Raw genomic sequence first — 18,179 nt, 5'->3', positions numbered from 1 at the left:
CGATGCGCTCGGCGTTTTTGACTTGCATCATTATAGGCAGGTTGCCTTGGTATACAAGCGCCCGCCGCACCTTAATGGCACGGCGGGCGATTTTCTACGCATGCTTCATCGTGTGGGGCGGGTTGCGCGTGTGGCTTGTGGCGCGTGAGGCGCCCGTGGCTTGCGGCCGGCCCGGCGATGGATGCGTTACTGGATGCGAGTTCGGCAGTAGGGGCAGACCTTCCAGTGCGCATCGAGCGGGCGATGGCAGCTGGGGCACACGTTGCGAACCTGCGTATCGCACACCGGGCAGACGACGAAATCCTTCTCGATGGGCGCGCCGCACTGCGGGCAGGTGCCGTACTGGGCAAGCTGGCGCTCGCGCAGGGCCATGTCCAGCTCCTGCTCCTCGCGGTCGGACGCGTAGGAGTGCGGGCGCAGGACCAGGTAGGCGATGAGACCCACAAACGGGATGAGGGCGATGATGCCCCATGCCACGTAGGCGCTGGCGCCGCGGCGGCGAGCGTCGATGAACACATAGACGACCGACAGCACATACAGGGCGATGATAAAGCCAACGAAGGCATAGACGACGCCCATAAGCTGCGGCGACATGAGCTCGGAGATGTACTTGGACATTACGGGTACCTTTCGGGATATTAACAGTCCGGTCAAGTTTACCACGGGGTTTGTTTATATGGGACTACGGCTGCAAGCGGGACCGGCGCGGACACAAACATCTCAATCTGTAACAGATACTCGGCAAATTCGGGTCTAGGTGTTACAGATCGAGACACAGGGGCCCCTCCCCGACTTAAATCTCAATCTGTAACATCTTAGGCCCCAAAACCCCTCTTACTGTTACAGATCGAGATGAACGGTGAGACCTCCGTTAAATATCTCAATCTGTAACAACTAGGGGTCATAAACCCTTCTATCTGTTACAGATCAAGACAAAGGAAAACGTCCAATCTCAATATCTCAATCTGTAACAAAAACTCGGTAAAAACAGGTCTTACCGTTACAGATTTAGACATTCGAAACCGACTGATAGGTTCATCTAAATCTGTAACATCTAGACCTCAAAACGGTCCCTAGATGTTACAGATCGAGACAGAAAATCTCTCCCTGACTTTAAATCTCAATCTGTAACACATAGGACCGATTTTCTCCTCTTACTGTTACAAATCAAGATAAACGGAGGGTCCATCTGGCAAACGTCTCGATCTGTAACATCTGGAACCCAGTTCTTCTGCTTACTGTTACAGAACGAGACAAACCTCTGACACCCGGGACGGCAGACGAGGTCACCTATGATCCTGAGTCTCCCCTCGCCTGCCGTTTGCGGATGCGAGGGGGCTGTTCGCCGCATTGCCGCCGCACTAGGGGCGTGCGAACCGTAGGATAGTCTTATTGACAGCCTGTCAACTCTTCTGGGAGGCACCGTGGCAGAAACGTTTGATATCGCAATTGTGGGCGCGGGCATCACGGGGTGCGCCATCGCGCGGCAGCTCGCGCGGTTTGACCTGTCCATTTGCGTGGTCGAGGCGGCCAACGATGTCGCCCTGGGCGCGTCGAAGGCCAACGGTGGCCTGGTGCACGCTGGCTACGATCCGGCACCGGGCACCGTAAAGGCACAGGTCAATGCCCGTGGCTGCGAGCTGTATGGTACCTGGGCTCAGGAGTTGGGCTTTTTATTTTGCCGCACCGGTTCGATGGTGCTGGGGTTTAGCGACGAGGACCGTGCGCAACTTGAGCGGCTGCGCAGCAATGGCCACGCCAACGGCGTGCCCGAGTTGTCGATTATCGGCCCCGAGCGCATCCGCGAGCTGGAACCACGCGCGAGTGCCAAGGCGACGTGCGCGCTGTGGTGCCCCTCGACTGGCTTTGTCGATCCGTTTGAGGTCGCCATCGCCGCGCTGGAGAACGCCGTGGCCAACGGCGTGACGTTTATGCGCTCCGCGCCGGTGGAAGCGATTGAGGTTGCTGGCGGCGAGGCTAACGGCGGGGCTGCGCGCTTTACGCTGGCAACGCCCGCCGGCGATGTGCGCTGCCGCTATCTGATCAACGCCGCGGGCAACGGTGCCGCGGACATCTCGCATATGGCGGGCGCCGAGGAGTTCCAGATGGTCTGGCGCCAGGGCAACATCGTGGTACTGGACAAGGAGCCGCGCACGCTCATGCCGCTCTACCCCGTTCCGACGCCAGTGTCCAAGGGCGTTATCGTTACGGGCACCGTGCATGGCAACACCGTGATTACCGCGACCGCTGCCGTGCGTGAGCCGGGCGACACACAGACCTATGCGAGCGATGTGAACGCGTTACTAACGGGAGCGCGCAAGCTGGTTCCCGATCTGGACACGCGCCGCGTGGTGCGCGCATTTGCCGGTGGGCGTCCGGTCATTCAGGGAACCAACGACTTCTTTATTGGGCAGTCGGCCGTGTTGCCGGGGCTGTTTCAGGCGGCGGGCATTCAGTCGCCAGGCGTGGCGAGCGCGCCGGCCATTGCCGAGCGTATGGAGCACGTGATGCGCGAGGCGGGCGTTGCTTTGCGCGAACGGGCCGATTGGGATCCGATTCGCCGCGCACCGGACGACTTCGACCGTGCGCCGCTTGCGCGCAAGGAGGAGCTCATTGAGTCTGACCCCGCGTGGGGGCAGATAGTCTGCCGCTGCGAGACGGTGCCCGAGGCCGAGATCGTGGCCGCGATTCGGCGCCGTCCGGGTGCGGTTTCGGTCGAGGGCGTCAAACGCCGCTGCCGCGCGGGCATGGGCCGCTGCCAGAGTGGCTTCTGCCAGAGCCGCGTGGTGGCCATCCTAGCGCGCGAGCTGGGCTGCGACCCCAGCGAGGTATTACTGGAGGACGCCGGATCCTGGTTGGTTGAGGGACCGCTGAAGGGGGTGCGCTAGGATGGCGACGCTTGATATGCGCGACGAACGCGCGGAGGCCGGAGCCGTAGCGTCGGTAGTAACGCAGGCCTTCGACGTGGTCGTTATCGGCGGCGGACCTGCCGGCATGGCGGCCGCGCTTTCCGCGCATAAGGCCGGCGCGCACGTGGCCATCGTGGAGCGCGAGCAGCATCTGGGTGGCATCCTGCGACAGTGCATTCATCCGGGCTTTGGACTGTCGCACTTTAAGCAGGAACTCACCGGTCCCGAGTACGCGCAGCGCTTTATCGACCAGGTGCGCGCGACCAACATTGCGCTGTTCTTGGACAGCATGGTGATAGGGGTTGATTCGGGCGAGTCCGCGGAAGACGCCGCGGTCCACACCGTCACGCTCATGAGCCCCACCGGTATGCTGCAGCTCATCGGGCGCGCGGTCGTCCTTGCCATGGGTTGCCGCGAGCGCACGCGCAGCGAGATCAAGATCCCCGGCAGCCGACCCGCCGGCGTGTTTACGGCCGGCCTAGCGCAGCGATACATCAATATCGAGAACCTCAAACCCGGCTCGCGCGCCGTCATTTTGGGCTCGGGCGACATCGGGCTGATCATGGCGCGCCGCTGCACGCTCGAGGGGATTTCGGTCGAGGGTGTGTACGAGCTCATGCCGTACGCCAACGGCCTGCGTCGCAATGTTAAGAACTGCCTGGAAGACTTTGGCATTCCACTGCATCTGTCTACCACGGTCACGCGTGTGATCGGGCACGATCGTGTGGAGGCTGTCGAGGTAAGCCAGGTCGACGAGCATCTTGCACCCATTCCGGGAACCGAGCGCATCGTTCCATGCGACACGCTACTGCTTTCGGTGGGCCTGATTCCCGAGAACGAGCTTTCGGTTGCCGCGGGCGTCGAGCTGGACCCACGTACGCGCGGCGCCGTGGTGGACCAGAGCCTGCAGACGGGCGTGCCGGGCATATTTGCCTGCGGCAACGTGCTGCACGTGCACGACCTGGCCGACAACGTGACGACCGAGTCCGAACGTGCCGGTGCGGCTGCGGCGGCGTGGGCGTTGGGGGCTGTCGGCACCGCGGCGGGAGTGGCGGGCGCGGGCTGCCAGCTCACGGTCTCCCCCGCTGGCATCGCAGGCTACGCACTGCCGGGACGCATCACGGCCGTCGGGCTCACTAAGCTCAACTTCCGCGTACGTCGGCCGGTCGATGCTGCCCGCGTGCGCATTCTGGCAGGCAACGAGGAACTGTTTGCAGGCAAGGTTCGCCCGTTTAAACCGAGCGTCATGGAAAGCTTCCCGCTACCGGCAAAGGTGATTCAGCGCGCGCTCGACCTGGGTGTTAACGAGATTGTCCTGTCCGTCGATCCCGTTGAAGAGGCGTAGAGTCATGAGCGCGAACGCGATCGAAACGCTGCAGTTCAACTGCACCACCTGCCCATCCGAGTGCCTCCTGACCGTGGAGGTCGAGCGCAGCGCAGACGGCGCCGTGGTAGAGGTGCGCTCCGTAACCGGCAACAGCTGCCCGCGCGGTGATAAGTTTGCACATCAGGAGCTCACCTGCCCCATGCGCGTGCTTACCACGACCGTGGCCGTATCCGGCGGCGACGAGGCGCTGCTGCCCGTGCGCACGGGCGAAGCCATCCCGCTGGAGCTTCACGCCCAAGCTATGGACCTCATCCGCGGCGTGGTCGTCGAGGCCCCCATCCGCATGGGCGACATCGTTCTGAAGAACCTCCTCAACACCAACATCGACCTCATCGCCAGCATGGACATCGAGTAGCTAATTTGGGACGGGGCTCTTTTAGCTGCTTTTGCCTGCACGCTTGCCAGGCTAGCCATGCCAAGGAGTGTCCCAAGGTGCCGGCATAAAAGGAACGTCCCTATGTGCCGGGCTTGGGATACCATGGTGGCACCATAGTGAAAGGATGTTTCATGGCACATGTCGATGACCAGCGTGTGGCACGCGTGCTCGATGCGCTCGAGGCTCAGCACCCCGGCGCGCAGCTGCTCGTAAACGACCCGTGGTCGATCTATTACCTGACCGGCTTTTATGCCGATATGTTCGAGCGTTTTTGCGGCGTGCTGCTCGCGCGCGATGCCGAGCCGGTGATCTTAGTCAACGCCCTGCATCAGCTGCCCGAGTACGACAATGCCCGCGTGGCCTACCACAACGACACCGACGTCGTGACCGACGCCATCGCTCGCGAGGTCAATCCATCCAAGCCCCTCGGCATCGATACCGTAATGCGCTCCGGCTTTTTGCTGCCCCTTATGGATCGTTACGCCGCAAGCGAGTTCTTCCTGGGCGACTTTGCCGTCACCGCAGCACGCACCCACAAGGATGCCGCCGAGCAGGAGCTCATGCGCGTGTCCTCAGCCGCTAACGACGCCGTGATGTCCGACGCCATCAAGCTCGTTCACGAGGGCGTGACGGAGCGCGAAATTGCCGACCAGATGCTCGGCCTGTACCGCAAGCACGACTGCGAGGGCTTTAGCTTTCCGCCCATCGTGAGCTTTGGCGCCAACGCCGGAGACCCGCATCACGAGCCCGACGACACCGTACTCAAGCGCGGCGATGTGGTGCTGTTCGACATAGGCGGACGTCGCCGCAACTACTGCTCGGACATGACGCGCACGTTCTTTTGGGGCGAGCCGGACGAGGAGACAACACACATCTACGATATCGTACGCCGTGCCAACGAGGCCGCCGAAGCACTCATCGCACCGGGCGTGCGCATGTGCGACCTGGACCGTGCCGCGCGCGACGTGATTGAGGACGCAGGCTATGGCAAATACTTCACACATCGCCTGGGCCACTCGATTGGTCTGCAGGACCACGAGCCGGGCGACGTCTCGCTCGTCAACGAGCAGGTCGTAGAGCCTGGCATGACGTTCTCAATCGAGCCGGGCATCTACCTCCCCGGCCGCACCGGCGTCCGCATCGAGGACCTGTGCCTGGTTACCGAGTCCGGCGTCGAGATCCTCAACGCCTACCCCCACGACCCAGTCAGCCTAGACTAGCCTGGTCCCCAAGCCCCCAAACTAAGTTGCGGTGGAATAGTTCCTGGATGGGCTGCTAGAACCCAAAAACAGGAACTATTTCACCGCAACTGATGAGGGGATGGGTTAACGGAGCAGCCCCGCTACTTCGCCGGCTAGGGTGATGGTACCGGCTGCTACGAAAGGCTCGCCCGCGGCATCGAAAGCCGCGAGGGCCTCGGATACGCTGGGGTACACGCCCGCGAGCTTGTCGGCGTCCACCAGGGAGGCAAGCTCCTGTGCGGGCAAGGCGCGATCGGAATCGGTCTGGGTTACGACCACGCGGGGGAACGCCGGAACCAGAACGTCAACGATACCCGCCACGTCCTTATCGGCCAGCGCGGCGCACAGCAGCGTGGAGCGATTCTCTACGCACGAATCGATCTCGTCCAGTGCGCTCACAAAGTTCTCGCAGCTCTGAGGGTTATGACAGGCGTCGATCAGCTTGAGCGGATTGGTTCCCAACACATCAAAGCGACCCGGCGTGGGGCAGCCCATAAGCGACGCATCGAGCTTGTCATGATCGAGCTCGCGACCCAGATACCCCTCGCACAGCATAATCGCGCACGCGGCATTCTGCGGCTGATACGCCGGCTTGACCATGCTAGACGTATAGATCGCACGCGGCGTGGTGCAGCTAAACTCAACCGTGTCGCCCACATGTGCCGGCACCTTGGTCGTGGCATGGTTCACCACCAGCGGCACTATGCCGCACTCGCGACAACGTGCATCCATCACGCGCTGAACGCTCGCCTCGTGCGTACCCTCGCCCAAAACAACCAGGCGTCCAGGCTTAATAACCGCAGCCTTCTCCCCCGCAATGGCCTCGAGCGTATCGCCCAAAATGCGTGTGTGATCGAGCCCAATGCCCGTAATGGCAACGGCGACGGGATCGGTCGCACTCGTGGCGTCCCAGCGTCCGCCCATGCCGACCTCGAGCACGGCAATATCCACCGCGGCCTCGGCAAACACGACAAGTGCGGCAGCCGTCAGCAGGTCAAACGGCGTAATGGAATAGGCGCGCTCCCCCGCCGCCACACGACGGGCATTCACGCGATGTCCCGCCTCAACAGCAGCAGAAACACCACGGGCAAAGGCCTCATCGCTCACGACGCGTCCATCGACCTCCATACGCTCGGGATAGCGCACCAGCTGCGGCGACGTATACAGCGCGGTCTTGAGTCCCTCGCCGCGAAGGATGGCAGCCGAAAATCGCGTGGTCGAAGTCTTGCCATTGGTACCGGCAACCTGAATGCAATCAAAGTACTCGTCCGGACGCCCCAACTCATCGAGCATATCGACAACCGTCTCAAGCAGAGGCCCAGCATCCCCAGAAATCCGCCCTGTATCAGCAGCTAGCCCCACAGCCTCATCAAACGAAAGCAAATCAAACGAGAACGGTACAGAATACGACCCCGAACGTTTAGGCATAAACCAAAGTCCCCTCAACATAAAAAGAGGCCCGTAAGCAACAACGAGCCCCTCCCATTCAAAATATCAGCCAAACACCGCTTTGCAGCAGAATCAAGGCTACAACACAGCGGTCCTAACAGGCAGATGCAAGCAACCACGTAACCGCCATGGGAGCGGTTTGGGGCTTTGCTCGATACAAGTTCCGCACGAGCCGAAGGCCACTTAATGTGGCCTTCGTGCGAGCAGGACTGTCCGCAGTAGCGAGCAATGCCCCAAACCGCGTCCCCCAGTACCGCCTACGAGAAGTCAGCAACCTGAGCAGTCAGCGCCGCCAGGATCTCCTTGAGCTCAGCTGCACGGTCCCTCTTCTTCTGGACCACCGCGGGCGCGGCCTTGGCCACAAAGCCCTCGTTGGCGAGCGTCTTCTCGCAGCCGGCGAGCTCCTTCTGGGCCGCGGCAATCTCTTTCTCCAGGCGCGCCTTCTCGGCCGAAAGGTCAACCTTGCCCTCGAGAACCACAAAGACCTCGACGCCGCTGTCGACCACGGCAATGCTCGCAGCCGGCTTCTCAACGTCGGTACCCATAACCAGCGAAGCGGTGTTCGCCAGCGGCTCAATCGTGGAGCGCAGGCTCTCGAGCTTCTCGATATCCTCGGCGCCGGCGCGCACGACAACGTCGAGCTCGGCCTTGGGGCTTAAGCGATAACGCGAACGGGTGGCACGGGCGGCAGACACGACGGCACGGCACAGCTCAAACGCGCGCTCGGCGGGCTCGTCGACGTACTTGGCGTAGTCGGCGGGCTCGGGCCACTTGGCGATCATGAGCGCCTCGGCGCGGTCAACGTTGCCCTCGGCATCCAAGTCAAGCACGCTGGCCGGCATGTTGTCCCAGATCTCCTCGGTGACAAACGGCATAAGCGGGTGCATCAGGCGAATCGAGGTGTCGAGCACAAAGATCAGGTTGCGCTGAGCCTGCAGACGGCCCTCGCCCTTCAGACGGGCCTTGGTGACCTCGACGTACCAGTCGCAGACCTCGTTCCAGAAGAACTGCTGCACGCCGCGCGCCATGTCGCCAAAGGTGTAGTTCTCGATGCCCTCGGTGACCATCTTCACGGCATTGGCAAGGCGGCTGAACATCCAGGCGTCGGCCGGCGTCTCCACGACGGGTTCGCCGGGCGTGTAGCCTTCCATGTTCATAAGCAGGAAGCGGCTGGCGTTCCAGATCTTGGTCACAAACGACTTGGCCTGCTCGGTGCGCGGGCTGTCGATGAGCTTCTTGGTCTTCTTGTCGATGTTCGCGTCGAACTTGACATCCTGGTTGTTGGTGCACAGCGTGAGCAAGTTGAAGCGCATGGCGTCGGCGCCGTACATGCCAATGAGGTCCATGGGGTCAACGCCGTTGCCCTTAGACTTGGACATGCGGCTGCCGTCCTTGGCAAGGATCGTCGGGTAGATGACGACGTCCTTAAACGGAACCTCGTCCAGGAAGTACAGCGAGCTCATGACCATGCGGGCGACCCACAGCGCGATGATGTCGCGCGCGGTGACGAGCGCCGTCGTGGGGTGATGTCCCTCGAGCAGCTCCGGCTTTTGTGGCCAGCCCTGCGTGGCGAAGGTCCACAGCTGCGAGCTGAACCAGGTGTCCAGAACATTCTCGTCCTGATGGACGTGATGGCCGCCGCACTTGGGGCACACGTCGGTGTCCTCGGTAAGGGCGTCCTCCCAGCCGCAGTCCTCGCAGTAGAACACGGGGATGCGGTGGCCCCACCACAGCTGGCGGCTGATGCACCAGTCCTTGAGGTTCTCCATCCAGGTGGTGTAGGTCTGCGTCCAGCGCGCGGGGTGGAAGGTGACCTTGCCAGAGTTGACGGCGTCGAGCGCCGGCCCCTTGAGTTTGTCAACGGCGACGAACCACTGCTCGGACAGCCACGGCTCCAGGGCGGAGTCGCAACGGTAGCAGTGCATGACGGAGTGGTCGAGCTCCTCGACGTGGTCGAGCAGATCGTGCTCCTCGAACCACTTAATGACGGCCTCGCGGCACTCGTCACGGTTCATGCCGGTGAACTCGCCGTAGCCCTCGACGACCACCGCGTGCTCGTCGAAGATATTGATCTGCGGCAGGTCGTGGGCCTGACCCATGGCGTAATCGTTGGGGTCGTGGGCCGGGGTGACCTTGACGAAGCCGGAACCAAAGTTGGCGTCGACGTGCCAATCCTCAAAAATGGGGATCTCGCGGTCGACGATGGGGAGCTTGACGGTCTTACCCACGAAGGCAGCCTTCTCGGGGTCCTTCGGGGAGACGGCGACACCCGTATCACCGAGCATGGTCTCGGGGCGCGTGGTGGCGACGACGATGTAGTCCTGGCCGTTGACCGGCTCAGTCAGCGGGTAGCGCAGGTGCCACAGGTGGCCCTTCTCGTCCTTATACTCGGCCTCGTCGTCCGAGATGGCGGTGGTGCAGTTGGGGCACCAGTTGACGATGCGCTTGCCGCGGTAGATCAGACCGTCGTGGTACCAGTCGCAAAAGACCTTGCGCACGGCCTGCGCGTAGTCCTCGTCCATGGTAAAGCGCTCGTTATCAAAGTCGACGGAGCAGCCCATGCGCTTGATCTGCTCGACGATGATGCCGCCGTACTCGTGGGTCCAATCCCAGCAAGCGTCGACAAACTTGTCGCGACCGATCTCCAGGCGGCTGATGCCCTCGCTTTTGAGCTTCTTGTCGACCTTGGTCTGCGTGGCGATGCCGGCGTGGTCGGTGCCGAGCACCCAACGCGTGGACTTGCCGCGCATGCGGGCCATACGGATGATGGCGTCCTGGATGGAGTCGTCGGTGGCGTGACCCATGTGGAGCTTGCCGGTCACGTTGGGAGGCGGAATGGTGACGGTGCAGTCGCCCACGCCCTCGCGGCGCTTGTAGTAGCCGCCGTCGAGCCACTTCTGCAGGATCGCCGGCTCGTTGGTCGACGGATCGTAGTTCTTGGGCATTTCTTCCATATATCTCTCCCTGTCCCGCCGGCGCGTCCGCCTGCTTGGTTTTCGCTCGGTCAGGTCCTGGCTCGCACGAAGAGCACATTAAGTGCTCTTCGGCTCGTGCGGAATCTACGAAAACCAAGCAGGCGGACGCGCCTTAGGTATCGATTACTTCAGTCTGAATTGACTTCGCTGAGGCTTAAACAAACACACAGAATAACACAGGTAGTTGGGTGTTTTGCGTATATATAAAATAGCCTCCGACCGCGGATGGTCGGAGGCTATTTGCAAGCACGTTTTTGGCAGGTTTACCCGTAGATGCGTTGGGGCTGTTCTTCGCCCTTAACCGCCGCTTCGGTCACGATGACCTTGGCGACACCCTCCTCGCTGGGGAGGTCGAACATCGTCTGCTGAAGCACGTCCTCGCAGATGGAACGCAGGCCGCGGGCGCCGGTCTTGCGGGCGAGCGCCATACGGGCGATCTCGTGAAGGGCCGCGGCCTCAAACTCAAGCTCAACGTCCTCGAGCCGGAACATCTTGCGGTACTGACGCACCACGGCGTTCTTGGGCTCGGTCAGAATCGACACCAGGTCGTCCTCGTCGAGCGCCTGCGTCTGGGTGACAACGGGCGTACGGCCCACGAACTCGGGGATCATGCCAAAGGCGTTGAGGTCCTGCGGGAGCACCTGACGCAGCAGGTCGTTCTCGTCGACCGAGGTGGGGCCGGCGATCTCGGAGTTAAAGCCCACGCCCTTGTTGCCCACGCGGTCGGCGATGATCTTGTCCAGACCCACAAAGGCACCGCCGCAGATAAACAGGATGTTAGTCGTGTCGATCTGCAGCAGCTCCTGCTGGGGATGCTTGCGGCCACCGGTAGGCGGAACGCTGGCCACCGTGCCCTCAAGAATCTTAAGCAGCGCCTGCTGCACACCCTCGCCCGAGACATCGCGGGTAATGGAGAGGTTCTCGGCCTTGCGGGCAATCTTGTCAATCTCGTCCACGTAGATAATGCCCACCTGAGCGCGCTCAATGTCGCCATCGGCAGCATTGATGAGCTTGAGCAGGATGTTCTCCACGTCCTCGCCAACGTAACCAGCCTCGGTGAGCGCGGTGGCATCGGCGATGGCAAACGGCACCTCGAGGATGCGCGCGAGCGTCTGGGCCAGCAGCGTCTTGCCGGTACCGGTGGGACCGAGCAGCAGGATGTTGGACTTGGCGAGCTCCACCTCGTCCATGTCATCGTCAAGCTGCGAGTCCAAACCGTCGTCAAAGGCCGAAAGCGCAGCACCGCCCTCGATGACGCGGCGGTAATGGTTGTACACGGCAACCGACATGGCGCGCTTGGCGTCCTCTTGGCCCATGACATAGGCCGAAAGCTCGTCATAGATCTCGTGCGGCGTCGGCACGTGCGTGATGACCTGGCGGTCGTCCTCGAGCTCAAAGCCCTCGGCCTCGGGGTCCACGGCGGGCTGCCCAGCAGCCTGGCCGTGATCGTTGAGGAAGCCCGGCAGCTTGCCGTTGCGGGCAGCGTCCATAAAGTCCGAAGCCAGCGACTCCTCAAGGATCTCGGAGCAGGCGGCGACGCACTCGTCACAGATAAAGATGTTGGTCGGACCCTTTACGAGGCGACGGACCTGCCCCTGCTCTTTTCCGCAGAAGGAGCAGCGGATGGGGTTGCCATTCTCGTCAAAGTTGTCCTGCATGTTTCCTGCCATCCTAGGCGTCCTTCGCGGCGAGGTCGCGCGAGGTAACGATACGGTCAATCAGGCCGTAGTCGAGGGCCTCGGCAGCGGTCAGGTAGTTGTCGCGCTCGGTATCGGCCTGGACCTTCTCGATGGGCTGGCCCGAGGCATCGGACAGGATCTGGTTGAGCTCGCGGCGGGTCTTCTTGATCTCCTCGGCCACGATCTCGATCTCGGTCTGCTGACCTTGAGCACCGCCGCTGGGCTGGTGAATCATGACCTTGGAGTGCGGCAGGCAGAAGCGCTTGCCCTTGGCGCCAGCCGAAAGCAGCACGGCGGCCATGGACGCGGCCATACCGACGCAGATGGTGGAGACCTGCGGCTTGATGAAGTTCATGGTGTCAAGAATCGCCAGGCCGGAGTAAACCTCGCCACCGGGCGAATTGATGTAGAGCGAGATATCCTTCTCGGCATCCTGGCTCTCAAGATGCAGCAGCTGGGCAACGACCAGGTTGGCGCTGACGGAGTTGATCTCCTCGCCCAAGAAGATGATGCGGTCGTTGAGCAGGCGCGAATAGATATCGTAGCTGCGCTCGCCGCGCGGCGTCTGCTCGATAACGTATGGCACGAGGGCGGAATCGAACTTAGCGATCATACGCATCTCCATTTCTCTTACGGACCAATAGTGGTTCTAGACAAACGTACGGTGCCCGCATGCTATGCATTGGCTGGCACCGTACGAAGCAACCGGATAACCGGCTTATAACTTTACCCCATCACGGGCACATACATGCGCTCGCGGGCAAGGTGGCGAGAATTACTCGGCGTCCTTGGCGGTCTCGTCGACCTCAGTCACCTTGGCGTTCTCGACCAGGTGATCGACGGCCTTGGAGCGACGGATGGACTCGCGGACGGCAGGCATGCGGCCATCGGCGATGAACTCGGCCTTGGAAGCCTCGACGTCCTTGACGCCGGCCTTCTCGAACTCGGCATTGATGTCGTCCTCGGTGACCTCGATCTTGAGCTCACGGGCGAGGGCGTCCAGAGCCAGGGACTCACGGGCAACGTCGTTGGCCTGCTTGTGCAGGTCGCCAATGAACTGCTCCATGGTCAGGCCGGAAGCGGGCAGCCAGGTGTCCAGCGTCATGCCGCGGGCAGCGAGGTTGGACAGGAAGTTCTGGCCAAGCTCCTCAAAGACGGACTGCTCGTAGTCGGCGTCCATCTCGTCGAGCTGCAGGCGCTCGGCGAGAGCGGAGACGCAACGGTTCTCCTTCTCGGCCGGGAGGCGGGAAGCCTTGTCCTGCTCGATCTCGATCTTGATGGCGTCGCGCATAGCGTCGATGCTGTCGAAGCCAAAGTCGGACTTGACGAGCTCGTCGGTGAGCTCGGGGGTGTTGCGGACCTTGATGCCCTTGACGGTGACCTCGACGGTGTGGGTCTCGGCCTCCTCGCCCTCCTCGGCCTCGTCGGTCCAGGTGACGGACTTGACGTCGTCAACGTTGGCGCCGATCAGAGCCTCGTTGAACTCGGCGGGGTTGCTGTCGCTACCGGCGATGAGCATACGGCCCTCGGCGGCGAAGTTATCGGCGTTCTCGACGGCCTTAAGGTCGACGGTCACATAGTCGTCAGCCTCGACGGCACGACCCTCGACGTCCTCGAAGGTGGCGCGGTAGTTGAGAAGCATCTCGACCTGGTTGTTGATCTCGGACTCGGTGACCTCCGCGGGAGGCATCTCGATCTCGACGGCGTCGAAGGAAGAGAGCTCGGCGGCGGGACGCAGGGAGAACTCGACGGTGTAGGTGTAGTCCTCGTGATCCTTGGCGAGGTCGAGATCCTTGTAGTCACCGCTCTTGGTGGGGACGATGTCCAGCTCGTTGAGGACGGCGGGCTCGTTGGCGGCGATCAGGTCGTTGGTGGCCTGAGCGAGGGTAGCCTCGGCGCCAAGAGCGGAATCGATGACCGGACGGGGAGCCTTACCGGCACGGAAGCCCGGGAAGCGGTACTTCTTAGCGGTGTCCTTGTAGGCCTTCTTGATCGCGGCGTCGACGTCGGCGGCCGGGATGGTGACCGTAGCGGTGAGCTTGGCGTCCTTGACGTCAGAAGCGGTGATGTTCAACACGTTCCTCCTCATACTGCCCAGCTTATCTGAGGTGCTGGTACCTTTATGCAACAAAGAGTCGCGACGGCCGAAGCCGACGCAGATGCGTTGGTGCGGGCGAAAGGACTCGAACCTTCACGGGAATCCCACCAGAACCTAAATCTGGCGCGTCTACCAATTCCGCCACGCCCGCATGAGCGCACAGACTAGGAATGATAGCAGATACGAGCGGCAAGCGCACGCACACCTTTTACAGGCTCACGACCTCACCACGAGTGCAAAAGGCGGGGCGAGTTGTCCCGTCCCGCCAACTACGACTTGTTCGCTGACCCGCTACTCCCCCAGCAGGGCCTTCTCGGGCGTGATGGGCAGTGAGCGAACCTGATGGCCGGTGGCGTGCGCCACGGCCGAGGCCACGGCGGCGAGCGGCGTGTTGATGACGACCTCGCCGATCGACTTGGCGCCAAACGGGCCCGTCGGCTCGTAGCTCGGCTCAAAGGCCACGCGAATGCTGCCGATATCCAAGCGCGTGGGCAGCTTGTAGCTCATAAAGTTGCCGGTGCGCAGACGGCCGCGTTCATCGTGCTCGACGATCTCGTAGAGCGCGTGGCCGATGCCCTGGGCAATGCCGCCCTCGGCCTGGACGCGCGCGAGCGCCTCATTGATCACGGTGCCGCAGTCGACGGCTGCCGCGTAATCCACCACGGTCACCTTGCCGGTGGCCTTGTCAACCTCGACCTCGGCAATGCCGGCCATAAACGGCGGAGGCGAAACGGGCAGGCAGGCAGAAGCATGCGAGGTGAGCGCGTCGCCGCCCGCGATGTTCTTGACGCACAGGTTGGCAAAGTCGCGCAGCGTGAGGTAGCGGTTCTGCTCGCGCGCGGCGCGCTCGTCGGACAGGCGCACGTACTGGCCATCGAAGACCACGTCGGCGGCGTCCACGTCCCACATCTGGGCGGCCTTGGCACAAATCTTCTCGCGCAGCTCGGTCGCGGCGTTCTTGGCTGCCAGGCCCGTCACGTACGTACCCGAGCTCGCGTACGAGCCGGCGTCGAACGGCGACACGTCGGTGTCCACGCCGCGCACCACGATCAGCGAGCTCTCCACGCCCAGCTCCTCGGCGGCAATCTGCGCCAGGATCGTGTCGACGCCCATGCCGTTATCGGTGGCGCCGGTGCCGATGGTAATGAAGCCGTCCTCTTCCAAGCGCATGTCGATGCCGGCGATATCCACGTTGGAGATACCCGAGCCCTGCATGGTGAGCGCACAGCCCAGAGCACGCACACGGTCGCCCAGGTCGACGGCTAGCGGCTTGTCGCGCCAACCGATCATGTCCATCGCGCGCAGCAGGCAGCGGTCGAGCGCGCAGGCGTTGAGCTTCTCGTTGTAGTACTGCGGCATGATCTCGCCCTCGCGCACGATGTTCTTAAGGCGCAGATCGGCGGGGTCCATGTGCAGAATGTCGGCGAGCTCGTTGACGGCGCTCTCCACGGCAAACTGGCCCTGGGTGGCACCGTAGCCGCGATACGCGCCGCCGCGGTTGGTGTTGGTGTAGACGGCGTCCCAGCTAAATCGGCTCGCCTTCACATGGTTGTAAATCGGCAGGCTCTTGTGGCCCGAGAGGCCGATCGTCGTGGTGGCGTGCTCGCCATACGCGCCGGCGTTGGACAGCGTGTGCAGATCGATAGCCGTGATGGTGCCGTCGTTCATGGCGCCCAGTTTAACGGTCATCTGCATCTGGTGGCGCGAGTTGCCCGCAGTGATGGTCTCCTCACGGGTGTAGCAGCAGTAGCTCGGACGGCCGGTCTGCTGCGTCACAAACGCAACGAAGATCTCGCAGCAGCCCGTCTGCTTGGAGCCAAAGCCGCCGCCGATGCGCGGTTTAATGACCTGCACCTGCGACTGCGGAATGTCGAGCGACTGCGCGACCATGCGGCGCACATGGAAGGGCACCTGCGTGGAGGTGGTCACCGAGATACGCCCGAACGCGTCGGTTGTCGCGAAGGCGCGGAAGGTCTCCATGGGCGCGGTCTGCGTGGCCTGGCTGGTGTAGGTGCGCTCAAAGACGATGTCGCTCTGGGCGAAGGCCTCGTCCAGGTCGCCAAAATCGCTGGCACCGCTGCACACCAGGTTGCGCGGGACATCGCCGCCCTGCGGGAACATAAAGGTCACGTCGCCCTCGGGGTGGACCACGATGTCGTTATCGAGTGCCTTGGTAAAGTCCAGCAGGGGCTCGAGCACCTCGTAGTCGACCTTGATGAGCTTGAGTGCCTTGTCGGCAGCCTCCTCGGTCTCGGCAGCGACGATCGCCACCTCCTCGTTTTGGTAACGGACGAGGTTCTCGAGGATCAGGCGGTCGTAGGGACTCGGCTGCGGATAGCTCTGACCGGCGATAGTAAAGCGGCGCTTGGGCACGTCCTCGTAGGTGTAGACGCCCACGACGCCGGGCACCTTCAGGGCGCGCGACGTATCGATGGAGCGGATCTTGGCGCGGGCATAGGGGCTGCGCTTGAGTTTGACGATCAGGGCGCCGGCGGGCACCATATCGCCCGTGTAGACCGGACGGCCCTCGAGCAGCGCCTTCGAGTCCTTCTTGGGCTGCTTGTGGGTAATCTGCTTGTACGCGACGCCGTCGCAGCTGGTGTCGTTGACGGGCAGCTCGGGCATCTCAAAGCCCACCTGCACGCCGGACTCGTTGAGAAAGCGGACAATGGCGCGCAGCTGGCTCTCGTAGCCGCTGCAGCGGCAGAGGTTGCCGGCCAGCTGGCGCGAGAGCTCCTCGCGCGTGGCGACGAGGCTCGGGTCCTCCTTGGCGGCGCGGGCGAGCGCCAGCACGTTCATTATGAGGCCGGGGGCGCAAAAACCGCACTGCTCGGCGCCTTCGGCAGCCATAGCGCGGGCAAGCGCCTCGGACTCGGCCTTGAGGCCCTCGAGCGTGGTGATGGAGCGGCCCTCGACGCGCGCGGCGGGAACCGAGCAGCTCAGCACCGGGTCGCCGTCGAGCCACACCGTGCACAGACCGCAGTTGGTGGTTTCGCAGGCGCAGCGCACCGACGCGCAACCCTGCTCGCGCAGCAGCGCAAAGAGCATGGTGTCGGGGGCAATCTGAACCTTGACCTTGCGACCGTTGAGCGTAAAAGAAAGATCGATGAGTTTGGCAGCCATTAGCGCACCTCGCTAGAATCGACGCCGGGCACGCGGCGGCAGGAATACTCGTCCGTGGCGTGCTTGGGAATCTGCACGCCCTCGAGCTCGCGGGCAAGCGCGGCCGAAAGCTCAATGCCGGCGGCGCGGCGCACGGCCTGAATCGCCAGCGGGGCCGAGATGCGGCGGCGGTAGTCGGCCGAGCCCCACAGGTTGGTGCCGTAGCTCAGGGTACGCACGGATGCGGCAAGGGCGCACAGCTCGTCCTCGGAAGGCTGCTCGTTCACCAGGCCGCATGCCTCGCCCCGCAGCAGGGTCGCGCGCAGCGGGCGGGCACCCACGGTGACGTGCCAGGAGCCGTCCCACCAGGCGGCGGTGACGTTCAGCGAGGGGAAGTCGGTCGCGGCCTTGCGCACGGCCTCGTAGCTTGCGCGGTAGTCGTGTTTAACGACCACAACATGCTCGATCACGTCGCGCACGTAGCCCATGTTCACAAACTCGGCGAGCGGCACGCGGCCGGCACCTGTCAGCTTAACGTATGAATCGAGTGCCAAAAAAGCCGAAAGCACGTCCGAGAAGCCAAAGCGGCCGTAGATGCTGCCGCCCACCGTGGCGGTATTGCGCAGCTGCACACCCACGATGTCGTGGACGGCGAACTCAAAGACATTGTTGACGAGCGCGTTGAGCTCGGCATGGCGCTCGAGCTGGCGTAGGGTGCACATGGCACCGATGCGAAACTCGGTCTCGGTCTCCTCGATCTGATCGAGTCCGCAGGCCGAAAGGTCAATCGCCGTCGCCACGCGACGCGAACCCAGGCGCATCCAGATGCCGCCGCCCACAATCTTGTTGTTGCGGTTCTTCTGTAAGAGCTCATAGGCTTCGGCCGCGTTTCCAACACGGACGTAGGTACCGAACTTGAGCACGTTCTCCCCCATCTCTTTACTTGTCCAGTACCCCTAAGTG

General features: G+C 62.7%; 12 protein-coding genes and 1 tRNA gene. 4 read left to right on the top strand and 9 right to left on the bottom strand.

Annotated elements, in window-relative coordinates; genetic code table 11:
• Positions 1-186: 186 nt before the first annotated feature.
• Positions 187-618: a zinc ribbon domain-containing protein gene (locus DW112_RS04985; protein WP_055251579.1), complete on the bottom strand. Its 432-nt coding sequence runs from the start codon at positions 616-618 to the stop codon at positions 187-189.
• 806 nt (positions 619-1,424) lie between these two features.
• Between DW112_RS04985 and DW112_RS04980 the strand changes: the two genes are divergently transcribed.
• The 4 genes from DW112_RS04980 to DW112_RS04965 all read left to right on the top strand — a co-directional run bounded on the left by DW112_RS04980 (position 1,425) and on the right by DW112_RS04965 (position 5,892).
• Complete coding sequence (locus tag DW112_RS04980) at positions 1,425-2,888, top strand: NAD(P)/FAD-dependent oxidoreductase (protein ID WP_118328468.1); 1,464 nt, start codon at positions 1,425-1,427, stop codon at positions 2,886-2,888.
• Positions 2,889-2,904: 16 nt separating this feature from the next.
• Complete coding sequence (locus DW112_RS04975) at positions 2,905-4,254, top strand: NAD(P)/FAD-dependent oxidoreductase (protein ID WP_369834737.1); 1,350 nt, start codon at positions 2,905-2,907, stop codon at positions 4,252-4,254.
• 4 nt (positions 4,255-4,258) lie between these two features.
• Complete coding sequence (locus DW112_RS04970; protein ID WP_117635757.1) at positions 4,259-4,651, top strand: DUF1667 domain-containing protein; 393 nt, start codon at positions 4,259-4,261, stop codon at positions 4,649-4,651.
• Positions 4,652-4,803: 152 nt separating this feature from the next.
• The gene (locus DW112_RS04965) at positions 4,804-5,892 is read left to right on the top strand and encodes a Xaa-Pro peptidase family protein (RefSeq protein ID WP_118328466.1); all 1,089 of its coding nucleotides are present in this window, start codon (positions 4,804-4,806) and stop codon (positions 5,890-5,892) included.
• A 105-nt stretch (positions 5,893-5,997) separates the two neighbouring features.
• Here DW112_RS04965 and DW112_RS04960 read toward each other — a convergent pair whose 3' ends face one another.
• The 8 genes from DW112_RS04960 to DW112_RS04925 all read right to left on the bottom strand — a co-directional run bounded on the left by DW112_RS04960 (position 5,998) and on the right by DW112_RS04925 (position 18,151).
• Positions 5,998-7,341, bottom strand: coding sequence for a folylpolyglutamate synthase/dihydrofolate synthase family protein (locus DW112_RS04960; RefSeq protein ID WP_117635755.1), 1,344 nt, complete (start codon positions 7,339-7,341; stop codon positions 5,998-6,000).
• A gap of 278 nt (positions 7,342-7,619) precedes the next feature.
• Positions 7,620-10,316 (bottom strand): valine--tRNA ligase, encoded by a 2,697-nt coding sequence (locus tag DW112_RS04955; protein WP_118328465.1) that lies wholly within the window; start codon positions 10,314-10,316, stop codon positions 7,620-7,622.
• 284 nt (positions 10,317-10,600) lie between these two features.
• The gene (gene clpX / locus DW112_RS04950) at positions 10,601-12,007 is read right to left on the bottom strand and encodes an ATP-dependent Clp protease ATP-binding subunit ClpX (RefSeq protein WP_118328464.1); all 1,407 of its coding nucleotides are present in this window, start codon (positions 12,005-12,007) and stop codon (positions 10,601-10,603) included.
• Position 12,008: 1 nt separating this feature from the next.
• Positions 12,009-12,629, bottom strand: a complete 621-nt coding sequence (locus DW112_RS04945; RefSeq protein WP_022095182.1) for an ATP-dependent Clp protease proteolytic subunit — start codon at positions 12,627-12,629, stop codon at positions 12,009-12,011.
• 162 nt (positions 12,630-12,791) lie between these two features.
• Positions 12,792-14,093, bottom strand: coding sequence for a trigger factor (tig, locus tag DW112_RS04940; RefSeq protein WP_233545864.1), 1,302 nt, complete (start codon positions 14,091-14,093; stop codon positions 12,792-12,794).
• Between the two features lie 88 nt (positions 14,094-14,181).
• Positions 14,182-14,265: transfer RNA gene (locus tag DW112_RS04935), tRNA-Leu, on the bottom strand.
• Between the two features lie 140 nt (positions 14,266-14,405).
• The gene (locus tag DW112_RS04930) at positions 14,406-17,237 is read right to left on the bottom strand and encodes a molybdopterin cofactor-binding domain-containing protein (RefSeq protein WP_118328462.1); all 2,832 of its coding nucleotides are present in this window, start codon (positions 17,235-17,237) and stop codon (positions 14,406-14,408) included.
• The gene (locus DW112_RS04925; RefSeq protein ID WP_117769974.1) at positions 17,237-18,151 is read right to left on the bottom strand and encodes a xanthine dehydrogenase family protein subunit M; all 915 of its coding nucleotides are present in this window, start codon (positions 18,149-18,151) and stop codon (positions 17,237-17,239) included. The genes DW112_RS04930 and DW112_RS04925 overlap by 1 nt, the downstream gene beginning before the upstream one ends.
• Positions 18,152-18,179 lie beyond the last annotated feature (28 nt).

The sequence above is a fragment of the Collinsella sp. AM09-41 genome (assembly GCF_003473245.1).
Classification (GTDB): Bacteria; Actinomycetota; Coriobacteriia; order Coriobacteriales; family Coriobacteriaceae; genus Collinsella.
The sequence above is the reverse complement of the archived record's forward strand: the minus strand, read 5'-3'. Positions and strand labels throughout refer to the sequence as shown.